29 protein-coding genes are annotated in these 24,462 nt (G+C 57.0%); all 29 read left to right on the plus strand.

Annotated features, from left to right (window positions below; all coding sequences use genetic code 11):
- Positions 1–18 precede the first annotated feature (18 nt).
- The 29 genes from rplL to secY all read left to right on the plus strand — a co-directional run bounded on the left by rplL (position 19) and on the right by secY (position 24,445).
- The gene (gene rplL / locus FHJ80_RS13440; protein ID WP_139527866.1) at positions 19–390 is read left to right on the plus strand and encodes a 50S ribosomal protein L7/L12; all 372 of its coding nucleotides are present in this window, start codon (positions 19–21) and stop codon (positions 388–390) included.
- A gap of 361 nt (positions 391–751) precedes the next feature.
- Positions 752–4,828, plus strand: a complete 4,077-nt coding sequence (gene rpoB, locus FHJ80_RS13445; protein WP_139527867.1) for a DNA-directed RNA polymerase subunit beta — start codon at positions 752–754, stop codon at positions 4,826–4,828.
- A 10-nt stretch (positions 4,829–4,838) separates the two neighbouring features.
- Positions 4,839–9,053 carry a DNA-directed RNA polymerase subunit beta' gene (gene rpoC / locus FHJ80_RS13450; RefSeq protein WP_139527868.1) on the plus strand — a complete coding sequence of 1,405 codons (4,215 nt, stop codon included), beginning with the start codon at positions 4,839–4,841 and terminating at the stop codon, positions 9,051–9,053.
- Between the two features lie 195 nt (positions 9,054–9,248).
- Positions 9,249–9,623 (plus strand): 30S ribosomal protein S12, encoded by a 375-nt coding sequence (rpsL, locus tag FHJ80_RS13455; protein ID WP_009098973.1) that lies wholly within the window; start codon positions 9,249–9,251, stop codon positions 9,621–9,623.
- 138 nt (positions 9,624–9,761) lie between these two features.
- Positions 9,762–10,232, plus strand: coding sequence for a 30S ribosomal protein S7 (gene rpsG / locus FHJ80_RS13460; protein ID WP_016915771.1), 471 nt, complete (start codon positions 9,762–9,764; stop codon positions 10,230–10,232).
- A gap of 167 nt (positions 10,233–10,399) precedes the next feature.
- Complete coding sequence (gene fusA, locus FHJ80_RS13465) at positions 10,400–12,523, plus strand: elongation factor G (RefSeq protein WP_139527869.1); 2,124 nt, start codon at positions 10,400–10,402, stop codon at positions 12,521–12,523.
- Between the two features lie 29 nt (positions 12,524–12,552).
- The gene (tuf, locus tag FHJ80_RS13470) at positions 12,553–13,746 is read left to right on the plus strand and encodes an elongation factor Tu (protein WP_139527870.1); all 1,194 of its coding nucleotides are present in this window, start codon (positions 12,553–12,555) and stop codon (positions 13,744–13,746) included.
- Positions 13,747–13,905: 159 nt separating this feature from the next.
- Entirely contained in the window at positions 13,906–14,217 is a 312-nt protein-coding gene (rpsJ, locus tag FHJ80_RS13475; protein WP_009098983.1) for a 30S ribosomal protein S10, read from the plus strand.
- Between the two features lie 148 nt (positions 14,218–14,365).
- The gene (rplC, locus tag FHJ80_RS13480; protein ID WP_044628835.1) at positions 14,366–15,004 is read left to right on the plus strand and encodes a 50S ribosomal protein L3; all 639 of its coding nucleotides are present in this window, start codon (positions 14,366–14,368) and stop codon (positions 15,002–15,004) included.
- A gap of 15 nt (positions 15,005–15,019) precedes the next feature.
- Positions 15,020–15,625, plus strand: coding sequence for a 50S ribosomal protein L4 (rplD, locus tag FHJ80_RS13485; protein WP_139527871.1), 606 nt, complete (start codon positions 15,020–15,022; stop codon positions 15,623–15,625).
- Positions 15,622–15,918, plus strand: coding sequence for a 50S ribosomal protein L23 (gene rplW, locus FHJ80_RS13490; RefSeq protein WP_009723902.1), 297 nt, complete (start codon positions 15,622–15,624; stop codon positions 15,916–15,918). The genes rplD and rplW overlap by 4 nt, the downstream gene beginning before the upstream one ends.
- A 17-nt stretch (positions 15,919–15,935) precedes the next feature.
- A complete protein-coding gene (gene rplB, locus FHJ80_RS13495; protein ID WP_044628832.1) occupies positions 15,936–16,766 on the plus strand; it encodes a 50S ribosomal protein L2 in 831 nt (276 codons plus the stop codon).
- A gap of 33 nt (positions 16,767–16,799) precedes the next feature.
- The gene (rpsS, locus tag FHJ80_RS13500; RefSeq protein ID WP_009098993.1) at positions 16,800–17,075 is read left to right on the plus strand and encodes a 30S ribosomal protein S19; all 276 of its coding nucleotides are present in this window, start codon (positions 16,800–16,802) and stop codon (positions 17,073–17,075) included.
- Positions 17,076–17,093: 18 nt separating this feature from the next.
- Positions 17,094–17,426 carry a 50S ribosomal protein L22 gene (gene rplV, locus FHJ80_RS13505; RefSeq protein ID WP_044628831.1) on the plus strand — a complete coding sequence of 111 codons (333 nt, stop codon included), beginning with the start codon at positions 17,094–17,096 and terminating at the stop codon, positions 17,424–17,426.
- 11 nt (positions 17,427–17,437) lie between these two features.
- Positions 17,438–18,142, plus strand: coding sequence for a 30S ribosomal protein S3 (gene rpsC / locus FHJ80_RS13510; protein ID WP_018917731.1), 705 nt, complete (start codon positions 17,438–17,440; stop codon positions 18,140–18,142).
- Between the two features lie 15 nt (positions 18,143–18,157).
- Positions 18,158–18,571 (plus strand): 50S ribosomal protein L16, encoded by a 414-nt coding sequence (gene rplP / locus FHJ80_RS13515; protein WP_007112000.1) that lies wholly within the window; start codon positions 18,158–18,160, stop codon positions 18,569–18,571.
- Positions 18,571–18,762 (plus strand): 50S ribosomal protein L29, encoded by a 192-nt coding sequence (gene rpmC / locus FHJ80_RS13520; RefSeq protein WP_027337514.1) that lies wholly within the window; start codon positions 18,571–18,573, stop codon positions 18,760–18,762. Before rplP ends, rpmC begins: the two co-directional genes overlap by 1 nt.
- Position 18,763: 1 nt before the next feature.
- Positions 18,764–19,024: a 30S ribosomal protein S17 gene (gene rpsQ / locus FHJ80_RS13525; RefSeq protein WP_009723897.1), complete on the plus strand. Its 261-nt coding sequence runs from the start codon at positions 18,764–18,766 to the stop codon at positions 19,022–19,024.
- A 50-nt stretch (positions 19,025–19,074) separates the two neighbouring features.
- Complete coding sequence (rplN, locus tag FHJ80_RS13530) at positions 19,075–19,446, plus strand: 50S ribosomal protein L14 (RefSeq protein WP_009723896.1); 372 nt, start codon at positions 19,075–19,077, stop codon at positions 19,444–19,446.
- Positions 19,447–19,460: 14 nt separating this feature from the next.
- Positions 19,461–19,775: a 50S ribosomal protein L24 gene (gene rplX / locus FHJ80_RS13535; protein WP_009723895.1), complete on the plus strand. Its 315-nt coding sequence runs from the start codon at positions 19,461–19,463 to the stop codon at positions 19,773–19,775.
- An 18-nt stretch (positions 19,776–19,793) separates the two neighbouring features.
- The gene (rplE, locus tag FHJ80_RS13540) at positions 19,794–20,333 is read left to right on the plus strand and encodes a 50S ribosomal protein L5 (protein ID WP_139527872.1); all 540 of its coding nucleotides are present in this window, start codon (positions 19,794–19,796) and stop codon (positions 20,331–20,333) included.
- 10 nt (positions 20,334–20,343) lie between these two features.
- On the plus strand, positions 20,344–20,649 hold the full coding sequence (rpsN, locus tag FHJ80_RS13545; protein WP_044628827.1) for a 30S ribosomal protein S14: 306 nt from the start codon (positions 20,344–20,346) through the stop codon (positions 20,647–20,649).
- A 32-nt stretch (positions 20,650–20,681) separates the two neighbouring features.
- Complete coding sequence (gene rpsH / locus FHJ80_RS13550) at positions 20,682–21,074, plus strand: 30S ribosomal protein S8 (protein ID WP_009723892.1); 393 nt, start codon at positions 20,682–20,684, stop codon at positions 21,072–21,074.
- Between the two features lie 9 nt (positions 21,075–21,083).
- On the plus strand, positions 21,084–21,614 hold the full coding sequence (gene rplF / locus FHJ80_RS13555) for a 50S ribosomal protein L6 (RefSeq protein ID WP_139527873.1): 531 nt from the start codon (positions 21,084–21,086) through the stop codon (positions 21,612–21,614).
- A gap of 9 nt (positions 21,615–21,623) precedes the next feature.
- The gene (rplR, locus tag FHJ80_RS13560) at positions 21,624–21,974 is read left to right on the plus strand and encodes a 50S ribosomal protein L18 (RefSeq protein WP_139527874.1); all 351 of its coding nucleotides are present in this window, start codon (positions 21,624–21,626) and stop codon (positions 21,972–21,974) included.
- A gap of 11 nt (positions 21,975–21,985) precedes the next feature.
- Positions 21,986–22,486 carry a 30S ribosomal protein S5 gene (gene rpsE / locus FHJ80_RS13565; protein ID WP_044628824.1) on the plus strand — a complete coding sequence of 167 codons (501 nt, stop codon included), beginning with the start codon at positions 21,986–21,988 and terminating at the stop codon, positions 22,484–22,486.
- Positions 22,487–22,492: 6 nt separating this feature from the next.
- Complete coding sequence (gene rpmD / locus FHJ80_RS13570) at positions 22,493–22,675, plus strand: 50S ribosomal protein L30 (protein WP_139527875.1); 183 nt, start codon at positions 22,493–22,495, stop codon at positions 22,673–22,675.
- Positions 22,676–22,678: 3 nt separating this feature from the next.
- Positions 22,679–23,113 (plus strand): 50S ribosomal protein L15, encoded by a 435-nt coding sequence (rplO, locus tag FHJ80_RS13575; RefSeq protein ID WP_089674586.1) that lies wholly within the window; start codon positions 22,679–22,681, stop codon positions 23,111–23,113.
- On the plus strand, positions 23,114–24,445 hold the full coding sequence (secY, locus tag FHJ80_RS13580; protein WP_054640906.1) for a preprotein translocase subunit SecY: 1,332 nt from the start codon (positions 23,114–23,116) through the stop codon (positions 24,443–24,445).
- The last annotated feature ends 17 nt before the right edge of the window (positions 24,446–24,462 follow it).

Here is a 24,462-nt window from a genome sequence, read left to right on the forward strand (position 1 = left end):
AAAGTTAGGAATGAAACAATGGCACTGACCAAAGACGATATCATCAATGCTGTAGCCGACATGTCCGTCATGGAAGTTGTCGAGCTGATCGAAGCGATGGAAGAGAAGTTCGGCGTTTCTGCAGCGGCGGCCGTGATGGCTGGTCCGGCTGCTGGCGGCGAAGCAGCTGCTGAAGAGCAGACTGAATTTGACCTGGTACTGGCATCTGCTGGTGACAAGAAAGTTAACGTCATCAAAGCCGTTCGTGAAATCACCGGTCTTGGCCTGAAAGAAGCCAAGGGTGCCGTTGACGGCGCGCCGGCGACCATCAAAGAAGCCATGTCTAAAGAAGACGCTGAAGCCGCTAAGAAGAAGCTGGAAGAAGCGGGCGCAACCGTCGAGCTCAAGTAACCCTTGTGCTGATGGCTTTACGCGCTGCGTAAGCTTCCACGGCTGGCGGCGGGCTATCCCGCTGCCGGCCTTTTTCTGTTGTAATATGCTGCAAGGCAACAGCAGAGGCGCTGCGGTAAAAAGCAGCAAAACAGTAAGACCGTTGTTGTGAAGCGTACGTTGTTGTGACGCGTCAGTTGTGAAGCGCGAGTGATGTTGGCAAGCGACAGCAAAGCGCGAACAGCACTACTGTAACACTGTTATCTATCAAGATTTTTGACGGCGAGCTACCGATTTAGGAGCTTGCTGTCTGCGTCTGAAACGCCCGCGGGGCAGATGACCACGCATCGGTCACCCATGGTGAACAAGCTGGGGAATACAGATGGCTTACTCATATACTGAGAAAAAACGCATCCGCAAGGATTTCGGCAAACTGCCCCAAGTGATGGATGTGCCTTACTTGCTGGCCATCCAGCTTGATTCCTACTACGACTTTCTCCAGCAGGATCGTTCGCCCGACGAGCGCCACGAGGTTGGCCTGCACGCGGCGTTCAAGTCCGTGTTCCCGATCGAGAGCTTCTCAGGCAATGCGGCCCTGGAGTACGTGAGCTACCGTTTCGGTACGCCAGCGTTCGATGTCAAAGAGTGTCAGCTGCGTGGCGTGACCTATTCCGCTCCGCTGCGTGTCAAGGTTCGCTTGATCATCTACGATCGCGACTCTTCGAACAAGGCCATCAAAGACATCAAAGAGCAGGAAGTCTACATGGGGGAGATCCCCCTGATGACCGAGAACGGTACCTTCGTCATCAACGGTACTGAGCGGGTTATCGTTTCTCAGCTCCACCGTTCGCCCGGTGTGTTCTTCGATCACGACAAAGGCAAGAGCCACTCCTCAGGGAAGTTGCTCTATTCTGCTCGCGTGATTCCTTACCGTGGCTCTTGGCTCGACTTCGAGTTCGACCCGAAAGACAACGTCTTCGTACGTATCGACCGCCGCCGCAAACTGCCGGCCTCGGTATTGATGCGTGCGCTGGGCATGAGCACCGAAGAGATCCTCGACGAATTCTTCGAAACCAGCAAGTTCCACATCGAGAAGAGCGGTTTCTCGGTGGAGCTGGTACCGTCACGTCTGCGCGGTGAAACGGCCACGTTCGACATCAAAGATGGCGAAGGCGGCGTCATCGTCGAAGAGGGCCGTCGGATCACTCAGAAGCACATTCGTCAGCTTGAAAAAGCCGGCCTTGAGCGTCTGGAAGTGCCGATGGAGTACCTGTTCGGCAAAACGCTGGCCAAAGACCAAATCGATACCAAAACCGGTGAGCTGATCTGCCCGTGTAACACGGAAATCACTCCGGAAGTCCTCGAGCGTATGGCGCAGGGCGGTATCACGCATATCGAAACCCTCTACACCAACGACCTCGACTGTGGTTCGTTCATTTCCGACACCCTGAAGCTGGATACCACCGGCTCTCAGTTGGAAGCGCTGGTCGAGATTTACCGCATGATGCGCCCCGGCGAGCCGCCCACCAAAGAGGCTGCCGAGACGCTGTTCCACAACCTGTTCTTCACCGAAGACCGCTACGACCTGTCGGGCGTTGGCCGGATGAAGTTCAACCGTCGCCTGCGCCGTGAATCCGACACGGGCTCTGGCGTATTGGATCGTAAAGACATCCTCGATGTCCTGCGTGAGCTGATCAATATCCGTAACGGCTTCGGCGACGTGGACGATATCGATCACCTGGGTAACCGTCGTATTCGCTGCGTGGGCGAGATGGCCGAGAACCAGTTCCGCGTCGGTCTGGTGCGCGTCGAGCGTGCGGTGAAAGAGCGTCTTTCCATGGCGGAAAGCGAAGGCCTGATGCCGCAAGACCTGATCAACGCCAAGCCGGTTGCGGCGGCGGTGAAAGAGTTCTTCGGCTCCAGCCAGCTGTCCCAGTTCATGGACCAGAACAACCCGCTCTCCGAGGTGACCCACAAGCGTCGTGTGTCGGCACTCGGCCCGGGTGGTCTAACCCGTGAGCGTGCAGGCTTCGAAGTGCGCGACGTACACGCCACGCACTATGGCCGTCTGTGCCCGATCGAGACGCCGGAAGGCCCGAACATTGGTCTGATCAACTCGCTGGCGACGTACAGCCACACCAATAGCTACGGCTTCCTGGAGACGCCTTACCGTAAGGTCGTCAATAGCCAGGTGACCGATGACGTGGTGCATCTCTCTGCCATCGAGGAGGGCGATTTCGTTATCGCCCAGGCCTCTGCTGCCGTAGATGAGTCTGGCAAGCTGATTGATGACTTGGTGCAGGTACGTCACCGTGGCGAGACGACCTTCATGCGTCCTGAACAGGTGACGCTGATGGACGTGTCTCCGCGTCAGGTCGTCTCCGTGGCCGCTGCGCTGATCCCGTTCCTCGAGCACGATGATGCCAACCGCGCCTTGATGGGGGCGAACATGCAGCGTCAGGCCGTTCCGACCCTGCGCGCCGACAAGCCGCTAGTAGGTACTGGCATGGAGCGCTTCGTGGCCCGTGACTCCGGCGTTTGTGCCGTGGCACGCCGCGGCGGCGTGATCGACTCTGTGGATGCACGTCGTGTGGTGGTGCGTGTCAATGAAGACGAGATCATCGGCGGTGAAGCCGGTGTCGACATCTACAACCTGACCAAGTACACCCGTTCCAACCAGAACACCTGCATGAACCAGCGTCCCATCGTGCGCCCTGGTGACAACGTGGCGCGTGGTGACATCCTCGCCGACGGTCCGTCCGTCGACATGGGTGACCTCGCGCTTGGCCAGAACATGCGTATCGCGTTCATGCCCTGGAACGGCTACAACTTCGAGGACTCCATCCTGCTCTCCGAGCGTGTGGTTCAAGAAGACCGTTTCACCACGATCCACATCCAGGAGCTGACCTGTGTGTCCCGCGACACCAAGTTGGGGCCGGAAGAGATCACCTCCGATATTCCCAACGTCGGTGAATCGGCGCTGGGTAAATTGGACGAAGCGGGCGTTGTTTACATCGGTGCCGAAGTCGGCCCTGGCGATATTCTGGTCGGTAAGGTCACGCCCAAAGGCGAAACCCAGCTGACGCCCGAAGAGAAGCTGCTGCGCGCCATCTTCGGTGAGAAGGCGTCTGACGTAAAAGATACCTCTCTGCGTGCTCCTACCGGCATGAAAGGGACGGTCATCGACGTTCAGGTCTTCACCCGTGACGGCGTCGAAAAAGACTCCCGTGCACTCTCCATCGAGCAGATGCAGCTGGACGAAGTGCGTAAGGATCTTCAAGAAACCTACCGCATCGCCGAAGATGCCACCTTCGAGCGTCTGAAGCGTACGCTGGCCGGTCAAGCCGTCAACGGTGGACCGCAGCTGAAGAAAGGCGACGTGCTGGACGACGCGTACCTGGACGAACTGCCCCGTCAACAGTGGTTCAAGCTGCGTATGCAGGACGAGTCGTACAACGAACTGCTGGCCCAGGCCGACGAACAGCTCGAAAACCGTCGGAAAGAGATGGACGAGCGTTTCGAAGACAAGAAGCGCAAGCTGACCCAGGGCGATGACCTCGCGCCGGGCGTGCTGAAAATCGTCAAGGTCTATATGGCGGTCAAGCGTCGTATTCAGCCCGGTGACAAGATGGCCGGTCGCCACGGTAACAAAGGTGTTATCTCTGCGATCATGCCCATCGAAGACATGCCGTTCGACGAGAAGGGCGAGCCGGTGGACGTGGTACTGAACCCGCTGGGTGTACCGTCGCGTATGAACGTCGGTCAGATTCTGGAAACCCACCTGGGTATGGCGGCACGCGGCTTGGGTGTCAAAATCGACGCCATGCTGCGCGACGCCCGCGGTCAGCAAGTCGCTGAAATTCGTGACTTCCTGGGTCAGGTGTATAACACGCCGGGTACCCGCGTCGAGGATATCGACTCCTTGACCGATGACGAAGTCATCGCGCTGGCGAAGAACCTAAAGGGCGGTGTGCCCATGGCCACGCCGGTGTTCGACGGTGCCAAAGAGCACGAAATCAAGCACCTGCTGAAGCTGGCGGACATTCCGGAGTCGGGCCAAATGACGCTGTACGATGGCCGTACCGGCGATGCGTTTGACCGTCCGGTGACCGTTGGCTACATGTACATGCTGAAGCTCAACCACCTGGTAGACGATAAGATGCACGCGCGTTCTACCGGTTCTTACTCGCTTGTTACGCAGCAGCCGCTGGGTGGTAAGGCGCAGTTCGGTGGTCAGCGCTTTGGTGAGATGGAAGTGTGGGCGCTGGAAGCCTATGGCGCCGCGTACACGCTGCAAGAGATGCTCACCGTCAAGTCGGACGACGTCGAAGGCCGCACCAAGATGTACAAGAACATCGTGGATGGCGACCACACCATGCAGGCAGGCATGCCGGAATCCTTCAACGTACTCGTGAAGGAAATCCGCTCGCTGGGCATCGATATCGAGTTAGAGAGCTAGGAGCCGTCCCATGAAAGATTTGGTGAAAGTACTCAAATCGCAATCTCAGTCCGAAGAGTTTGACGCGATCAAGATTACCCTGGCGTCGCCGGACATGATTCGCTCCTGGTCCTTCGGCGAGGTGAAGAAGCCTGAGACCATCAACTACCGTACCTTTAAACCGGAACGGGATGGTCTGTTCTGTGCCAAGATTTTCGGCCCGGTCAAAGACTACGAGTGCTTGTGCGGCAAATATAAGCGCATGAAGCACCGCGGCATCATCTGTGAGAAGTGTGGTGTCGAAGTCACCAAGGCGGCCGTGCGTCGTGAGCGCATGGGTCACATCGAACTGGCATCGCCGGTGGCTCACATTTGGTTTTTGAAATCCCTGCCGTCGCGTATCGGCATGTTCCTCGATATGACGCTGCGTGATATCGAGCGCGTGCTCTATTTCGAAAGCTTTGTGGTCATCGACCCCGGCATGACCACGCTGGAGCGTGGTCAGCTGCTCAACGACGAGCAGTACTTCGAAGCCTTGGAAGAGTTCGGCGACGACTTCGACGCCCGTATGGGGGCCGAAGCCGTTCAGGAGCTGCTCAAAGACATCGATCTGGAAGAAGAGATCAACACGCTGCGTGAAGAGATTCCGCAGACCAACTCTGAAACCAAGATCAAGAAGCTCTCCAAGCGCTTGAAGCTGCTGGAAGCGTTCTACCACTCCGGCAATGCGCCAGCGTGGATGGTCATGGAAGTGCTGCCCGTACTACCGCCGGACCTGCGTCCGCTGGTGCCGCTAGACGGTGGCCGTTTCGCGACCTCGGATCTCAACGACCTCTACCGTCGTGTGATCAACCGTAACAACCGTTTGAAGCGTCTGCTCGACCTCAATGCGCCCGACATCATCGTGCGTAACGAGAAGCGTATGCTGCAGGAAGCGGTCGACGCACTGCTGGATAACGGCCGCCGCGGCCGTGCCATCACGGGTTCCAACAAGCGTCCGCTGAAATCCTTGGCCGACATGATCAAGGGTAAGCAGGGGCGTTTCCGTCAGAACCTGCTGGGTAAACGCGTCGACTACTCCGGCCGTTCGGTCATCACCGTGGGCCCAACCCTTCGTCTGCACCAGTGCGGTCTGCCGAAGAAAATGGCGCTCGAGCTGTTCAAGCCGTTCATCTACTCCAAGCTGCAGTCGCTGGGCCATGCGTCCACGATCAAAGCCGCGAAGAAGATGGTCGAGCGCGAGCTGCCGGAAGTATGGGACATCCTGGCCGACGTCATTCGCGAACACCCGGTACTGCTCAACCGCGCGCCGACGCTGCACCGTCTGGGTATCCAGGCGTTCGAGCCGCTGCTGATCGAAGGTAAGGCGATTCAGCTGCACCCGCTCGTCTGTGCGGCCTACAACGCTGACTTCGACGGTGACCAGATGGCGGTTCACGTACCGCTGACGCTGGAAGCCCAGCTCGAAGCCCGCGCGCTGATGATGGCGACCAACAACGTGCTGTCCCCGGCCAACGGCGAGCCGATCATCGTACCGTCGCAGGACGTTGTTCTGGGTCTGTATTACATGACCCGCGAAAAGATCAACGCCAAGGGCGAAGGCATGGTGTTCTCCGACCTCAATGAGGTAGAGCGCGCCTTCGGCACACAGTCCGTGTCGCTGCATGCCCGCGTCAAGGTGCGTCTGGACGAAGTGGACGTCGACGAAGAGACTGGCGAGCGCTCCGAGCACCGCCGTCTTTACGACACCACCGTAGGTCGTGCGCTGTTGTTCCGCATTCTGCCGGAAGGCGTTCCGTTCGCGCTGATCGATCAGCCGATGAAGAAGAAGGCGATCTCCAGCCTGATCAACGAGGTATACCGTCGTGCGGGGCTGAAGCCCACGGTCATCTTCGCTGACCAGCTGATGTACACCGGCTTCCGTCTGGCGACCTGGTCCGGTGCCTCGATCGGTGTTAACGACTTCGTTATCCCCGATGCCAAGACCGAGATCGTTGATGCCGCTGAAGCAGAAGTCAAAGAGATCGAAGACCAGTTCTCCTCTGGCCTGGTAACCGCAGGCGAGAAGTACAACAAAGTTATCGATATCTGGTCCAAGGCGAACGATAAAGTTGCCAAGGCGATGATGGTGGGTATCTCGAAAGAGACGGTCCTTGATCGTGATGGTAACGACGTCGAGCAAGACTCGTTCAACAGCGTCTTCATCATGGCCGACTCCGGTGCTCGTGGTAGTGCCGCTCAGATCCGTCAGTTGGCGGGTATGCGTGGCCTGATGGCCAAGCCGGATGGCTCGATCATCGAAACGCCGATCGTGGCCAACTTCCGTGAAGGTCTGAACGTACTTCAGTACTTCATCTCGACCCACGGCGCACGTAAAGGTCTGGCGGATACGGCACTGAAAACGGCCAACTCCGGTTATCTGACTCGTCGTCTGGTAGACGTTGCTCAGGACTTGGTGATTACCGAGACCGACTGTGGCACCGAAAACGGCCTGACGCTGCACCCGATCATCGAGGGTGGCGACATCATCGTGCCGCTGTCTCAGCGCGTACTGGGTCGTGTCGTCGCGCAGGACGTGGTCGATCCGAGTACCGAAGAAGTACTGATTCCGCGTAATACGCTGCTCGACGAGAAGTGGTGTGCCTCGCTGGACACCATGGGCGTTGACGAAATCGTCGTACGCTCCACGATTACCTGTGATACCGCTCACGGCGTGTGTTCCGCCTGTTACGGACGTGACCTTGCCCGTGGCCACCAGGTCAACATCGGTGAGTCCGTCGGTGTCATCGCCGCACAGTCGATCGGTGAGCCGGGTACTCAGCTGACCATGCGTACGTTCCACATCGGTGGTGCGGCATCGCGTTCGTCTGCGGTCGACAGCGTTCAGGTCAAGCACGGCGGTAAAGTGCGCCTGCATAACATCAAGCACGTTGAGCGTGCCGACGGCAAACTGGTCGTGGTCTCTCGTTCGAGCGCCTTGGCGGTTGCCGACGATCACGGTCGTGAGCGTGAGTACTACAAGCTGCCCTATGGTGCCGAGCTCTCCGTGCGCGATGGCGACGTGGTCGATGCCGGTGCCGTCGTAGCCAAGTGGGATCCGCACACCCATCCGATCATTGCGGAAGTGGAAGGTAAGGCGCAATTCATCGACCTTGATGAAGGTGTCACCATGCACCGCAGTGTCGATGAGATGACCGGTCTGTCGTCCATCGAAGTGATCGAGTCGGCCGCACGCCCAATGGCGGGTCGTGACAAACGCCCGATGGTGATGCTGAAAGATGCCGCTGGTGAATACGTATCCGTGTCCGGTTCCAATACGCCGGTTCAATACCTGCTACCGGGTAACTCCATCATCTCGGTGGACGACGGTGCGACTATCGGTGTAGGTGAGGTCGTTGCGCGTATCCCGGTCGAGGCGTCGGGTAACAAGGACATCACCGGTGGTCTGCCCCGCGTGGCTGACTTGTTCGAAGCACGTAAACCCAAAGAGTCTGCTATTTTGGCGGAAATCAGCGGTGTAGTGAGCTTCGGTAAAGAGACCAAAGGTAAGCGTCGTTTGACGATTACGCCTGAGTCTGGCGATCCGTTCGAGGCGCTGATCCCGAAATGGCGTCAAATCGCCGTGTTCGAAGGCGAGACGGTCGAGAAGGGGGAGGTGATCTCCGATGGCCCAAGCAACCCGCACGATATCCTGCGTCTGCTGGGTGTCGCGGAGCTGGCCAAGTACATCACCGCCGAAGTACAGGACGTTTATCGTCTGCAGGGCGTAGGCATCAACGACAAGCACATCGAAGTCATCGTGCGTCAGATGCTGCGCAAGGTGGAGATCACCGATTCCGGCGACTCTGACTTCATTACCGGCGACCAGGCAGAACTGGTGCGCGTGCTGGAGCAGAACGAGCGTCTGGAGAAAGAAGGCAAGTTCCCGGCCAAGTATCAGCGCTTGCTGCTGGGTATCACCAAGGCCAGCTTGGCCACTGAGTCGTTCATCTCTGCCGCGTCGTTCCAGGAAACGACCCGCGTACTGACCGAAGCAGCGGTAACCGGCAAGCGCGACTACCTGCGCGGCCTGAAAGAAAACGTGGTGGTTGGACGTCTGATTCCGGCAGGTACCGGTCTGACCCATCACGCAGAGCGTCGTCGCAAGCGCGAAGACGTAGAGCGTCTGTTCAATCCCTCGGCCACCGAGGTAGAGCAGGAGCTTGGCGCTCAGTTGACCGCCCTGGATTCAGACGACGATCTGTAACCAACGGTAGACAACGAGCAACACGAGTAGCTGGCCCTAAGAGCAGGGTCTTGTCGGCGAATACGTCGGCAAGACTTGACGCCACCTGGGGTCAGCCTTTAGAATGCGCAGCCTTTAACAGTGGGGCGGGTGCGCCCGCATCCGCTGAAGGTACTTGTTAAAGGCTAAGGCAACCATTGGAGTCAGCTAAACACCATGGCAACGATTAATCAGCTAGTGCGCAAGCCGCGCAAGCGCCCCGTCACTAAAAGTGACGTGCCTGCGCTTCAGGCATGCCCGCAAAAGCGCGGCGTTTGTACGCGCGTTTACACCACCACCCCGAAGAAACCGAACTCGGCGCTGCGTAAGGTTTGCCGTGTGCGCCTGACCAACGGTTTTGAAGTCTCTTCTTACATCGGTGGTGAAGGTCACAACCTGCAAGAACACTCTGTTGTTCTGATCCGCGGCGGTCGTGTAAAGGATTTGCCAGGTGTGCGTTATCACACCGTTCGTGGCGCCCTGGACACCTCTGGCGTTCAGAACCGTAAGCAGGGTCGTTCTAAGTACGGTACTAAGCGTCCGAAGTCCTAAGACGTCTTATCGCAGCATCAAGGGCTGCGGCGTTACCTTTCACACGTATATATCGGTCTGATAAGAGTAAGGTCGGGCGGCGCAACGAGCGACGTGAGTCCCGGGTTTACCTGAAGGATCCTTAATTGAGGGCTTATCATGCCTAGAAGAAGAGTTGTAGCTAAACGCGAAATCCTGCCGGATCCCAAGTTCGGAAGTGAGCGTCTGGCGAAGTTCATGAACCACCTGATGGTCAGCGGCAAGAAGTCCGTAGCTGAGCGCATCGTATACGGTGCGTTGGACAAGGTTGCCGAGCGTAGTAAAGAAGAGCCGCTGGAAATCTTCGACAAAGCGCTGGAAACCATCCAGCCAATGGTCGAAGTTAAGTCTCGCCGCGTAGGTGGTGCGACCTATCAGGTGCCGGTTGAAGTTCGTCCGTCACGCCGTCAAGCGCTGGCAATGCGCTGGCTGGTAGACGCTGCGCGTCGTCGCGGTGAAAAAACGATGGTTCAGCGTCTGGCAGGTGAAATGCTGGATGCCGCTGAAGGTAAAGGTTCTGCCGTTAAGAAGCGTGAAGACGTACACCGCATGGCAGAAGCCAACAAGGCCTTCTCTCACTATCGTTTCTAAGCTCGGCGCTTCTAAGTTTGTGTCGCTTTTTGCCAGTTGTAGTGTGATTGAAATGATGTTCGTCATGTTGCAACACGCCGCCGCTATCGTTGTCGATGGCGGCGGTGGCATAAGCAAAAAGTACACCGCTGGATTAACGAGCATCGCCAACTAACGGGAGTTTCACCGTGGCACGCAAGACTCCACTTAAGCGTTATCGCAACATCGGTATCGTGGCACACGTCGATGCGGGTAAAACCACAACGACCGAGCGCGTACTGTTCTACACCGGCCTTTCCCACAAAGTGGGTGAAGTGCATGACGGTGCGGCGACCATGGACTGGATGGAGCAGGAGCAGGAGCGTGGTATCACTATCACCTCGGCTGCAACGACCTGTTTCTGGCAGGGCATGAGTAAGCAGTTCGACGAGCACCGCATCAACATCATCGATACGCCTGGGCACGTTGACTTCACCATCGAAGTCGAGCGTTCTCTGCGCGTTCTCGATGGCGCGGTCGTCGTACTGTGCGGTTCCTCCGGCGTTCAGCCGCAGACCGAGACCGTATGGCGTCAGGCCAACAAATACGAAGTTCCGCGTATGGTATTCGTCAATAAGATGGACCGTACCGGCGCTGACTTCTTCATGGTTGTCAACCAGCTGAAAGAGCGTCTGGGTGCCAACGCTGTGCCGATCCAGATCAACTGGGGTACGGAAGAAGACTTCAAAGGCGTTATCGACCTGATCGAGATGAAAGCCATCTTGTGGGACGAAGAGAGCCTGGGCATGAACTTCGATCTCGTGGACATTCCGGCGGAGCTGCAAGAGACCGCTGAAGAGTACCGCGAGCAGATGGTCGAAGCGGCTGCCGAAGCCTCTGAAGAGCTGATGGACAAGTACCTTGAAGAAGGCGAGCTAACCGTCGCTGAAATCAAGGCAGGTCTGCGCGCTCGCACGCTGGCTAACGAGATCGTTCTGGTTACTTGTGGTTCTGCTTTCAAGAACAAAGGTGTTCAGGCGGTACTGGACGGCGTTATCGAGTACATGCCTTCGCCGACAGAAGTCAAGGCGATCGAAGGTGAGCTGGACGACAAAGACGGCACCGTCGCGACTCGTGAAGCAGACGATAGCGCTCCGTTCGCTGCACTAGCGTTCAAGATCGCTACCGACCCCTTCGTTGGTACGCTGACCTTCATTCGCGTCTACTCTGGCGTTCTGAAATCTGGTGACGGTGTCTACAACTCCGTGAAGCAGAAGAAAGAGCGCGTTGGTCGTATCGTTCAGATGCACGCCAACTCTCGCGAAGAGATCAAAGAAGTACTCGCAGGCGACATCGCTGCTTGTATCGGTCTGAAGGACGTCACTACAGGTGACACTCTGTGCGACATCGATAACAAAATCGTTCTCGAGCGCATGGAGTTCCCGGATCCGGTCATCTCGGTTGCCGTTGAGCCGAAATCCAAGGCCGACCAAGAGAAGATGGGCGTTGCGCTGGGTAAACTGGCTCAGGAAGACCCCTCTTTCCAGGTCAAGACCGACGAAGAGACCGGCCAGACCATCATCTCGGGTATGGGCGAGCTGCACCTGGACATCATCGTTGACCGTATGCGTCGCGAGTTCAAGGTAGAAGCGAACATCGGTAAGCCGCAGGTGGCCTACCGTGAAACGATTCGTGGCAGCGTCGAGCAGGAAGGTAAATTCGTACGTCAGTCCGGTGGTCGTGGTCAGTACGGTCACGTGTGGCTGCGTATCGAGCCGCTGACTGCAGAAGAGAAGGGTGAAGGCGAAGAAGAGATCTTCTTCAAGTTCAACTCTGAGATCGTAGGTGGTGTGGTTCCGAAGGAATACGTACCTGCGGTTGAGAAAGGTGCTTTCGAGCAGCTGCAAAATGGTGTCATCGCGGGTTACCCGATGATCGACGTCAAAGTATCGCTGTTCGATGGTTCCTACCATGACGTGGACTCTAACGAGACTGCGTTCAAGATTGCTTCTTCTATGGCAGTGAAAGAAGGTGCCAGGAAGGCCAAGGCCGTGCTGCTGGAGCCGGTGATGAAGGTCGAAGTCGTGACCCCCGAAGAGTTTATGGGTGACGTCATGGGCGACCTGAACCGTCGTCGCGGCCTGGTGCAGGGCATGGATGACTCTTCCTCTGGTAAAGTCATTCGTGCAACGGTGCCACTGGGTGAGATGTTCGGTTACGCAACCGATCTGCGCTCACAGACCCAGGGCCGTGCGAGCTACTCTATGGAGTTCGCGAAGTACGAGGAGGCGCCCTCCAGCGTCGTTGAAGCCGTCATCAACCAAAACGGTTAACCGTTAGCTAACGTAAAGAGGTTATAGCAGTGGCTAAGGAAAAATTTGAACGTTCCAAACCGCACGTCAACGTCGGCACCATCGGTCACGTCGACCACGGTAAAACGACTCTGACAGCGGCCCTGACCCGCGTGTCTGCTGAGGTTTTCGGCGGCGACTGGCGTGAATTCGATACCATCGATAACGCTCCGGAAGAGCGTGAGCGTGGTATCACCATCGCGACATCTCACGTTGAATACCAGTCTGAAGTGCGTCACTACGCACACGTTGACTGCCCGGGACACGCTGACTACGTCAAGAACATGATCACCGGTGCTGCCCAGATGGACGGCGCGATTCTGGTATGTTCTGCCGCTGACGGCCCCATGCCGCAGACGCGTGAGCACATCCTGCTGTCTCGTCAGGTTGGCGTTCCGTTCATCGTCGTGTTCCTGAACAAAGCGGACATGGTCGATGACGAAGAGCTGCTCGAGCTGGTCGAAATGGAAGTTCGTGAACTTCTGTCCGAGTACGACTTCCCGGGTGACGATACGCCGATCATCACTGGTTCTGCCCTGATGGCACTGAACGGTGAAGACGAGAACGGCATGGGTACTACTGCGGTAGCTAACCTGATCAAAGCTCTGGATGACTACATCCCCGAGCCGGAGCGTGCGATCGACCAGCCGTTCCTGATGCCGATCGAAGACGTATTCTCTATCTCTGGCCGTGGTACCGTTGTTACCGGTCGTGTAGAGCGCGGTATCGTTAAAGCTGGTGAAGAAGTGGAAATCGTGGGTATCCGCGACACCACCAAAACCACCGTTACTGGCGTAGAAATGTTCCGTAAGCTGCTCGACGAAGGTCGTGCAGGTGAGAACGTTGGTGCGCTGCTGCGTGGTACTAAGCGTGATGACGTTGAGCGTGGTCAGGTACTGGCGAAGCCGGGCACCATCAACCCGCACACTGTCTTCGAAGCCGAAGTCTACGTACTGTCCAAAGAAGAAGGTGGTCGTCACACCCCGTTCTTCAAAGGCTACCGTCCGCAGTTCTACTTCCGTACCACTGACGTTACCGGTACTTGTGAACTGCCGGAAGGCGTTGAAATGGTCATGCCGGGCGACAACGTGAAAATGGTTGTTACCCTGATCGCTCCGATCGCTATGGACGACGGTCTGCGCTTCGCGATCCGCGAAGGTGGTCGTACCGTTGGTGCTGGCGTTGTGGCCAAAATCGTTAAGTAATCTGATTACTTGATGATAAGAGGGGGCTCTAGTGAGCCCCCTTTTCTGCGCACCAATCGCAAATGTTTGACATGTGCTGTTGGCGTGCCTATAATGCGCATCCTTTGAATGCGTGGGTAGACGGCTCGCGCCGTCGACATCCATTGGAGTTTAGGGCAAATGCAGAACCAAAAGATTCGCATTCGGTTGAAAGCGTTCGACCATCGCCTGATCGATCAGTCCACAGCGGAGATCGTTGAAACCGCTAAGCGTACTGGTGCTCAGGTTCGTGGTCCGATTCCGCTGCCGACCAACCGCGAGCGCTACACCATCCTGATTTCACCGCACGTCAACAAAGATGCGCGTGATCAGTATGAGATTCGTACTCACAAGCGTGTGCTCGATATCGTCGAGCCGACCGAGAAAACCGTTGATGCGCTGATGAAGCTCGATCTCGCCGCTGGCGTAGACGTGCAAATCAAGCTCGACTAATACACTAGACACTTTGCGGCCCAGCGCTCATCGATCATGTTTGAGCAGCAGCCGCCGCGCCGTGAGGCGCCACACAATGTGCTAGTGGAATGCTCTGGAAAGGGCAGCCATAGCGGGTGATAGCCCCGTACACTATAGGAGACTGAGTATGACTATCGGTTTAGTCGGTAAAAAGGCCGGGATGACCCGTGTCTTTACCGAAGATGGCGCATCCGTGCCCGTGACCGTTATTGAAGTTGATCCTAACCGTGTAACACGCGTCAAGACCATTGAGTCTGACGGTTACGCAGCGGTTCAGGTGACTACAGGTTCTCGTAAAGCCAAGCACCTCACCAAAGCGCAAGCGGGTCAGTTTGCCAAGGCGGGTGTTGAGGCTGGTCGTTCACTGATGGAATTCCGCCTTGCAGAAGGCGAAGAAGCTCCTGAAGTGGGTGGCGAACTCACCGTATCCCTCTTCGAAGCTGGTCAAATGATCGATGTGACCGGCACCTCTAAGGGTAAAGGCTTCCAGGGTGCTGTTAAGCGCTGGAACTTCCGTACCCAAGACAACAGCCATGGTAACTCCCTGTCGCACCGCGCGCCGGGTTCTATCGGCATGTGTCAGACACCGGGTCGTGTATTCAAAGGCAAGAAAATGGCCGGTCAAATGGGTAACACCCGTTGCACCGTACAGAGCCTTGAGATCGTCCGTGTCGACGCCGAGCGTAACCTGCTGCTGATCAAGGGCGCAGTGCCGGGTGCTACCGGTAGCGACGTTATCGTTCGCAGCGCCGTGAAAGCTGGCTGAAGGGGATAATTACCAATGAATCTGAATCTTGCTGCAGGCACGGGTACCGTTGAAGTAGCCGACGCCACTTTTGGCAAAGAATTCAACGAGGCGCTGGTGCACCAGGTCGTTACCGCCTATTTGGCTGGTGGCCGTCAGGGCACGCGCGCTCAAAAGAACCGTTCCGACGTACGTGGTGGTGGTAAGAAGCCGTGGCGTCAGAAGGGTACCGGTCGTGCACGTGCCGGTACTATCCGCTCTCCGCTGTGGCGCAGCGGCGGTGTCACTTTCGCGGCGCGTCCACAGGACTACACCCAGAAAGTTAACCGCAAAATGTACCGCGCGGCGATGCGTTCCATCCTGTCTGAGCTGGTACGTCAAGAGCGCTTGGTCGCTGTTGAAGAGTTCAGCGTAGAAGCGCCGAAGACCAAGCAGGTCGCTGCCAAGCTGAAAGAGCTCAACCTTGAGAAAGTGTTGATCGTCACTGAAGAAGTCGATGAAACGCTCTATCTGGCCGCACGCAACCTTCCCCACGTTGACGTGGTGGATGTCGCTGCAGCTGATCCGGTGAGCCTGGTTGCCTTTGATAAGGTCCTGGTCACCGTCTCCGCCCTGCGTAAATTCGAGGAGAAGCTGGCATGAACCAGGAACGCGTATTCAAGGTTCTGCTTGGACCGCACGTGACCGAAAAGGCCGCGATGGCAGCCGAGCGCAACCAGTACGTTTTCAAGGTGGCAAGCGATGCTACCAAGCCCGAGATCAAAAAAGCCGTTGAAGCACTGTTCGGCAAGAAGGTCGGCAGCGTTCAGGTGCTGAACGTCAAGGGTAAAACTAAGCGTACTGCTCACGGCGTTGGCCTGCGTAAGGGTTACCGCAAAGCGTATGTGACCCTGGCTGCGGGTGAAACGCTCGAAGACTTCTCTGGCGCCGAATAAGGGCAGGAGTACGGATAATGGCAATCGTCAAGACCAAACCCACATCCGCCGGTCGTCGCCACGTCGTCAAGATCGTTGGTGAGGAACTGTACAAAGGCCGTGCCTATGCACCGCTTTTGGAAAAGCAGTCCAAGTCCGGTGGCCGTAACAACTACGGTCGCATCACCACCCGCCACGTGGGCGGTGGGCACCGTCATCACTATCGGTTGATCGACTTCAAACGCACCAAAGATGGCATTCCGGCCACCGTTGAGCGTTTGGAGCACGACCCGAACCGCAGTGCGCACATTGCACTGCTGAAGTATGCCGATGGCGAGCGTCGTTACATCATTGCACCGAAAGGTGTCAGCGCGGGTGACGTGCTGGAGTCTGGTGTCAACGCGCCCATCAAGAAAGGCAATGCCTTGCCGCTGCGCAACATCCCGTTGGGTTCTACCGTTCACGGTATCGAACTGAAGCCGGGTAAAGGCGCGCAGATTGCTCGCAGTGCCGGTACTAGCGCTCAGTTGGTTGCTCGTGAAGGTAACTACGCCACCCTGCGTCTTCGCTCTGGCGAAATGCGCAAAGTGTTGGCAGAGTGCCGCGCAACCTTGGGTGAAGTGAGCAACTCCGAGCACAGCCTGCGTCAACTTGGCAAGGCCGGTGCGAAGCGCTGGAGAGGTGTGCGTCCGACTGTTCGCGGTGTCGCGATGAACCCGGTGGATCACCCGCACGGTGGTGGTGAAGGCCGCACCAGTGGTGGTCGTCACCCGGTATCCCCGTGGGGCGTACCGACTAAGGGTCATAAGACGCGTAAGAACAAGCGCACCGACAAGCTGATCGTTCGTCGTCGTAATAAGACACGTTGATCTAAATTGCCAAGACATTAAGAGGTAACGGCTGTGCCACGTTCACTTAAGAAAGGTCCCTTCATTGACCTTCATCTTTTGAAGAAGGTAGAGGCTGCAGTGGAGAAGAACGACCGCAAACCGATCAAGACTTGGTCGCGTCGTTCGATGATCCTGCCAAACATGGTAGGCCTCACCATTGCTGTCCATAACGGTCGCCAGCACGTCCCGGTGCATGTTTCCGAGGAAATGGTTGGCCACAAACTGGGCGAATTCGCTGCCACTCGCACGTATCGCGGGCATGCGGCGGACAAGAAAGCCAAACGGTAAGCCAGAGAGGATTAAGAGATGGAAGTCACAGCTAAGCTGAGTGGCGCTGCTTTATCCGCACAGAAGGCCCGTTTGGTGGCTGACCAGGTGCGCGGTAAACCGGTCGCCGAAGCGCTTGATCTGCTGACCTTCTCCCCGAAGAAGGCTGCCAAACTGGTCAAGAAAGTGCTTCAGTCCGCCATCGCGAATGCGGAAGAAAACAACGGCATGGACATCGACGAGCTGCGTGTCTCGACCATCTGCGTCGATGAGGGCATGACGCTCAAGCGTATCAAGCCGCGCGCCAAAGGCCGTGCGGACCGTATCTTGAAGCGCACCTGCCACATCACCGTCAAGGTAGCCGAGAAGTAGGAGTCGACCAGATGGGTCAGAAAGTCAATCCAACAGGCATTCGACTGGGCATCGTCAAAGACCATGCTTCTGTCTGGTATGCCGAGCGCGGCGCCTATGCCGATAAGCTCAACAACGATCTCGAAGTGCGCAGCTTCCTGGAAGAGCGTCTGAAAAACGCTTCCGTAAGCCGCATCCACATCGAGCGTCCGGCTAACAACGCCCGCATCACCATTCACACTGCCCGCCCGGGTATCGTGATTGGTAAAAAAGGTGAAGATGTCGACCGTCTGCGTCGCGATCTGACCGAGATGATGGGTGTTCCGGTTCATGTGAACATCGAAGAAGTTCGCAAGCCGGAGCTGGATGCCAAGCTGGTCGCTGCCAACGTAGCGGGTCAGCTGGAGCGTCGCGTCATGTTCCGTCGTGCCATGAAGCGCGCGGTACAGAACGCAATGCGTCTTGGCGCTGGCGGCATCAAGATTCAGCTGTCAGGTCGTCTGGGTGGTGCCGAAATCGCACGTACCGAATGGTACCGCGAAGGTCGCGTTCCGCTGCACACTCTGCGTGCGGACATCGACTACGCCACTTACGAAGCTCACACCACCTACGGCGTCATCGGCGTCAAAGTGTGGATCTTCAAGGGTGAAATCCTCGGCGGTATCGAGGAAGTACGTGCCAAGGCGAAGCAACAGCAGCCTGCCGGCAACGCGCCCAAGAAGAAAGGTTCCAGGTAAGGGGAGAGCGAGTCGATGTTACAGCCCAAGCGTATGAAATTCCGCAAGATGATGAAAGGCCGCAACCGTGGCCTGGCGCATCGCGGAAGCAAGATCAGCTTCGGGGAGTACGGTCTCAAAGCAACCGGTCGTGGCCGCATCACTGCGCGTCAGATCGAAGCTGGCCGTCGTGCGATCACACGTCACGTCAAACGTGGCGGTAAGATTTGGATCCGCGTATTCCCGGACAAGCCGATCTCCAAGAAGCCGCTCGAAGTTCGTATGGGTAAGGGTAAAGGTTCAGTTGAGTACTGGGTAGCCCAGATCCAGCCGGGTCGGGTCCTGTACGAAATTGAAGGTGTATCCGAAGAGCTGGCCCGTGAAGCATTCGAGCTAGCCGCACAGAAGATGCCCCTGTCCACCACCTTTGCGAAACGGACGGTGATGTGATGAAAGCCCAGGAAATTCGTGAAAAGTCCGCAGGAGAGCTCAAAGAGCAGCTCCTCGAGCTACTCCGCGAGCAGTTTAACCTGCGCATGCAGAAGGCCACTGGCCAACTGAGCCAGACTCATCTGCTCAAGCAGGTCCGCCGGGACATCGCCCGCGTTAAGACTGTGCTCAACGAGAAGGCAGGTGATTGAGATGGCCGAAGAGAAAAAAACACGTACGCTGACCGGCAAGGTGGTCAGCGACAAGATGGACAAGTCCATCGTCGTTATGATCGAGCGTCGTGAGCGTCACCCGATCTACGGAAAATACGTTAAGCGCTCCACCAAGCTGCACGCCCATGATGAGGCGAACCAGGCAAAGGCAGGCGATACGGTTTCCATTCAGGAGTGCCGTCCGCTTTCCAAGAAGAAAGCCTGGACGCTGGTCGAGGTGGTCGAGCAGGCCAAAGGTTAACCCCTGCGTCTGTCCAACCAGTGCAGTCAGATTAGGTTTGGAGAAAACCGATGATTCAGACTCAGACAATGCTGGATGTCGCCGACAACAGCGGAGCGCGCCGGGTGCAATGCATCAAGGTGCTAGGCGGTTCTCACCGTCGTTACGCCCGCGTTGGTGACGTCATTAAGGTAACGGTGAAAGAAGCGATTCCGCGCGGTAAGGTCAAAAAAGGCCAAGTGCTGAAAGCGGTAGTCGTTCGCACCCGTAGTGGCGTCCGTCGTAGTGACGGTTCGCTGATCCGTTTCGATGGAAATGCGGCAGTTTTGTTGAACAACACCAACGAACAGCCGATCGGCACGCGTATCTTCGGGCCGGTAACTCGTGAACTTCGTAACGAGAAGTTCATGAAGATCATTTCCCTAGCGCCTGAAGTGCTGTAAGGAGCGAGGCGGATATGCAAAAGATCAAACGTGACGATGAAGTCATCGTCATCGCCGGGAAGGATAAGGGCAAGCGCGGCACCGTTAAGCGGGTACTAGAAAACCGCTTCGTGGTGTCTGGTGTGAACATGATCAAACGTCACACCAAGCCCAATCCCATGGCGGGTAATCAGGGCGGTATCGTCGAGCGTGAGGCTCCGATTCACGCGTCCAACGTAGCCATCTTCAATTCGGAGACCGGTAAGGCGGATCGCGTCGGCTTCCAAGTTAAGGAAGACGGTACCAAGGTACGTATCTACAAGTCGACGCAGACGCAGATCGACGCCTAACGCGAGTCGGGTAGCAAAATGGCGAACTTGAAAGAACGTTATCAAAACGAGGTGGTAGCTCAACTCAAAGAGCAGTTCAGCTACGCCAACGTAATGCAGGTACCCCGGATCACGAAAGTGACTCTGAACATGGGTATCGGCGAAGCGGTCAGTGATAAAAAGCTGATCGACAACGCCATCGGCGACCTGGAGAAACTCTCTGGTCAGAAGCCGCTGGTGACCAAGGCACGCAAGTCCATCGCGGGCTTCAAGGTGCGCGAAGGTTGGCCGATCGGTATCAAAGTGACACTGCGCGCAGAGCGTATGTGGGACTTCCTGGACCGCCTGGTAAACATTGCGATTCCCCGCGTGCGTGACTTCCGTGGTCTTAACCCGAAGTCTTTTGACGGTCGCGGCAATTACTCTATGGGTGTGCGTGAGCAGATCATCTTCCCGGAGATCGAGTATGATAAGATCGATCGCGTTCGGGGGCTGGACGTCACTATCACTACTACCGCCAACACCGACGAGGAAGGCCGTGCGCTGCTAGCTGCACTGAACTTCCCGTTCAAGAAATAAGGGTTGGATCATGGCTAAGAAAAGTATGGTAGAGCGTGAGCTCAAGCGTACTCAGCTAGTCGAGAAGTATGCGGCTAAGCGCGCAGAGCTCAAGAAAATCATCTCGGACGTGAACGCTTCTGAAGAAGATCGTTTCGAGGCGACGCTGAAGCTGCAGCAACTGCCGCGCGACTCAAGCCCGGTGCGTCAGCGTAATCGCTGCCGCGTGACTGGCCGTCCGCACGGTTTTTACAACAAGTTCGGTCTCGGCCGTAACAAGCTGCGTGAAGCCGCCATGCGTGGCGACGTCCCTGGTCTGAAGAAGTCCAGCTGGTAACGCCACGTAGAATCATCAGGAGCGCACATTAAATGAGCATGCAAGACACTCTGGCGGATATGTTCACCCGTATCCGCAATGCGCAGATGGCCACCAAGGAGACGGCTACCATGCCGTCCTCCAAGCTGAAAGTCGAAGTGGCCCGCGTGCTAAAGGAAGAAGGCTACATTACCGACTTTACGGTGGCTGAAGGCGTTAAACCCGAGCTGACCGTTACTCTCAAGTACTTTGAGGGTAAGCCGGTTATCGAGCACATTCAGCGGGTTTCCAAGCCGTCTCTGCGCCAGTACAAAGGCAAAGACAACCTGCCTAAGGTCGCCGATGGTCTGGGTATCGCGATTGTCACCACCTCTAATGGTGTCATGACCGATCGTGCCGCGCGCCAAGCAGGCGTCGGTGGCGAAGTCATCTGCACCGTATTCTAGGAGGCTGGAATGTCCCGCATAGCGAAATATCCGGTTAAAGTGCCTGCTGGTGTCGACATCAAAATCGACGCTGGCCAGCTGACCGCCAAAGGCGGCCAGGGCACGCTGTCTATGACCGTTCACCAAGACGTGGTGATCGCTCAAGAAGACGGCCAGCTGACCTTCGCCCCGAGTGAGTCTGCCAAGAGCTGGGCAATGGCCGGTACTACCCGCGCCTTGGTTCAGAACCTGGTCACGGGCGTATCTGAGGGTTTCACAAAAACTCTCGAAATTGTTGGCGTCGGTTATCGTGCCCAAGCTAAGGGCCAGACGCTCAATCTTTCACTGGGCTTCTCGCACCCGGTCGACTACGAACTGCCTAAGGGTGTTACGGCGGAAACGCCGAAAAACACCGTGATCGTGCTGAAAAGCGCGGACAAGCAGATGCTCGGTCAGTGCGCCGCGGAAATCCGCGCCTTCCGTCCGCCTGAGCCGTATAAAGGCAAGGGTGTACGGTACGCCGACGAGCAGGTGCGTCGCAAAGAAGCCAAGAAGAAGTAAGGCAGGGTTATGAACGCGAAGAAAGAATCTCGTCTCCGTCGTGCCCGCCGCGCTCGCGCCAAGATCCGCGAGCTGGGCGTGTATCGCCTGTGCGTCAACCGTACCCCGCGTCACATCTACGCGCAGATTATCTCGCCGGATGGTGGCAAAGTGCTGGCCAGTGCTTCTACGCTGGACAAGGCACTGCGCGAGGGTGCGACCGGCAACACAGACGCGGCTACTAAGGTCGGTGCTCTGATTGCCGAGCGCGCTAAAGAAGCAGGCATCACCCAGGTGGCCTTCGACCGTGCTGGCTTTAAGTATCACGGTCGCGTCAAGGCTCTGGCCGACGCCGCTCGTGAAGGCGGCCTGGAATTCTAAAGGGTTTTACGATGGCGAAGAACGAACAGCAAAGCGGCGATCTGCAAGAGAAGTTAGTGCAGGTCAACCGCGTCGCCAAGGTGGTCAAGGGTGGTCGTATTTTCGGCTTCACCGCACTGACCGTCGTTGGTGATGGTAAAGGTCGTGTCGGTTTCGGTCGTGGCAAGGCGCGTGAAGTGCCGGTCGCAATCCAGAAAGCGATGGATCAAGCTCGTCGCAACATGGTCAAGGTCAACCTTGCAGGCAACACGCTGCAGTACCCGGTCAAAGCCCGTCACGGCGCTTCCAAGGTGTACATGCAGCCAGCCTCCGAAGGTACCGGTATCATCGCCGGTGGCGCCATGCGCTCTGTACTAGAGCTGGCCGGTGTCCACGATGTACTGGCCAAGTGCTACGGTTCCACCAACCCGGTTAACGTGGTGCGGGCGACTGTCAAAGGTCTCTCCTCCATGCAAGCACCGGAAGACGTGGCCGCCAAACGCGGTCTGTCTGTCGAAGCGATCACGGGGTAAGGCACCATGGCAGCAACGATCAAGGTTACCCAGATCCGCAGCACCATCGGCGTTTTGCCCAAGCACAAGGCTACTATGAAGGGCCTGGGCCTGCGTCGCATCGGTCATACGGTTGAGCTGGAAGACACCCCTGCCGTACGCGGCATGATCCACAAGGTGACCTACCTTGTGCGCGTTGAGGGAGAGTAATCCATGAAACTCAATACCCTGAGCCCGGCACCGGGCTCCAAGCACGCTGAAAAGCGCGTTGGTCGTGGTATCGGTTCCGGTCTTGGTAAGACCGGTGGCCGTGGCCACAAAGGTCAGAAATCTCGCAGTGGCGGTAGCGTCAAGCCAGGTTTCGAAGGCGGTCAGATGCCGCTGCAGCGTCGTCTGCCGAAGTTCGGCTTCACGTCCGCTAAATCGCTGGTATCTGAAGAAGTTCGCCTGGCCGAGCTTGCCAAGGTTGCCGGTGACGAGGTCACCATGGAAACCTTAAAGCAAGCCAACGTGCTGAAGGATGCAACGCAACACGCGAAAATCATCCTTTCTGGCGAACTGAACAAGGCGGTTACCGTTCGTGGTATCAAGGTCACCAAAGGTGCCCGTGAAGCGATCGAAGCCGCTGGCGGCAAGGTAGAGGACTAAATGGCCAAGTCAGGAAATATGCCGGCGATGGGCAGCGGTCTGAGTGAACTGTGGGCGCGTTTGCGCTTCGTGCTCCTCGCCATCGTGGTGTACCGTATCGGTGCCCACATTCCCGTTCCCGGTATCAATCCTGACCAGCTTGCTGCCTTGTTTAGGGAGCAACAGGGCACCATCCTAGGCATGTTCAACATGTTCTCGGGTGGCGCCCTGGAGCGCATGAGCGTCCTCGCCTTGGGCATTATGCCCTACATATCGGCGTCGATTATCATGCAGCTCATGACTGCGGTCTCCCCTCATCTTGAACAGCTCAAGAAAGAGGGCGAGGCTGGCCGCCGCAAGATCAGCCAGTACACCCGCTACGGCACGGTGATACTGGCACTTGTCCAGGCTACCGGCATGTCCGTGGGTCTGGCTAGCCAAGGCATCGCTTACAGCGCTGACTTCAGCTTCTATTTCACTGCGATCATCACGTTCGTGTCGGGCGCGGTGTTTATGATGTGGCTAGGTGAGCAGATCACCGAGAAGGGCATTGGCAACGGTATTTCGCTGCTGATCTTCGCGGGGATCGTCGCTGGGCTGCCCAGTGCCGTGGGGCAAGCGTTCGAGCTTGCTCGCAATGAAGGGGCCTGGAATGTTCTTCCGCTGTTAGCGCTGTCAGTGCTAGGTATTGCCACCGTTGCGTTCGTGGTGTTCATCGAGCGCGGTCAACGCCGCCTCAAAGTGAACTATCCGCGACGCCAAGTCGGCAATAAGATGTATGCAGGCCAAAGCAGCTACTTGCCTTTGAAGGTGAACATGGCCGGTGTTATTCCAGCCATCTTTGCTTCTAGCATCCTCCTCTTTCCGGCTTCGATCGGTCAGTGGGTAGGGGCTGGCGAAGGGATGGAGTGGTTGCAGCGTGCATCACAAGCGTTAGGCCCTGGCCAACCGCTTTACATCTTGCTTTTCGCGGCGGCAGTGGTATTCTTCTGCTTCTTTTACACAGCGCTGGTCTTCAATCCCAAGGATGTGGCTGACAATTTGAAAAAGTCAGGCGCCTTCCTGCCGGGCATTCGCCCCGGCGAGCAGACCGCTCGCTATATCGACAAAGTGATGACGCGTCTCACTCTGTTCGGTGCCTTGTATATCACTGCGGTTTCCCTGATGCCCCAGTTCCTGATCGTAGCGTGGAACGTCCCGTTCTTCTTTGGCGGTACGTCGCTGCTGATCGTGGTAGTGGTCATCATGGACTTCATGGCCCAGGTGCAGTCGCATCTCATGTCGCATCAATATGACTCAGTGATGAAGAAGTCCAACCTGAAAGGCTACGGTAGCGGCGGCATCATGCGCTGAGGCGCGCCGTTGCGAAT

Source organism: Halomonas sp. BL6 (assembly GCF_006228115.1).
Lineage (GTDB): Bacteria > Pseudomonadota > Gammaproteobacteria > Pseudomonadales > Halomonadaceae > Vreelandella > Vreelandella piezotolerans.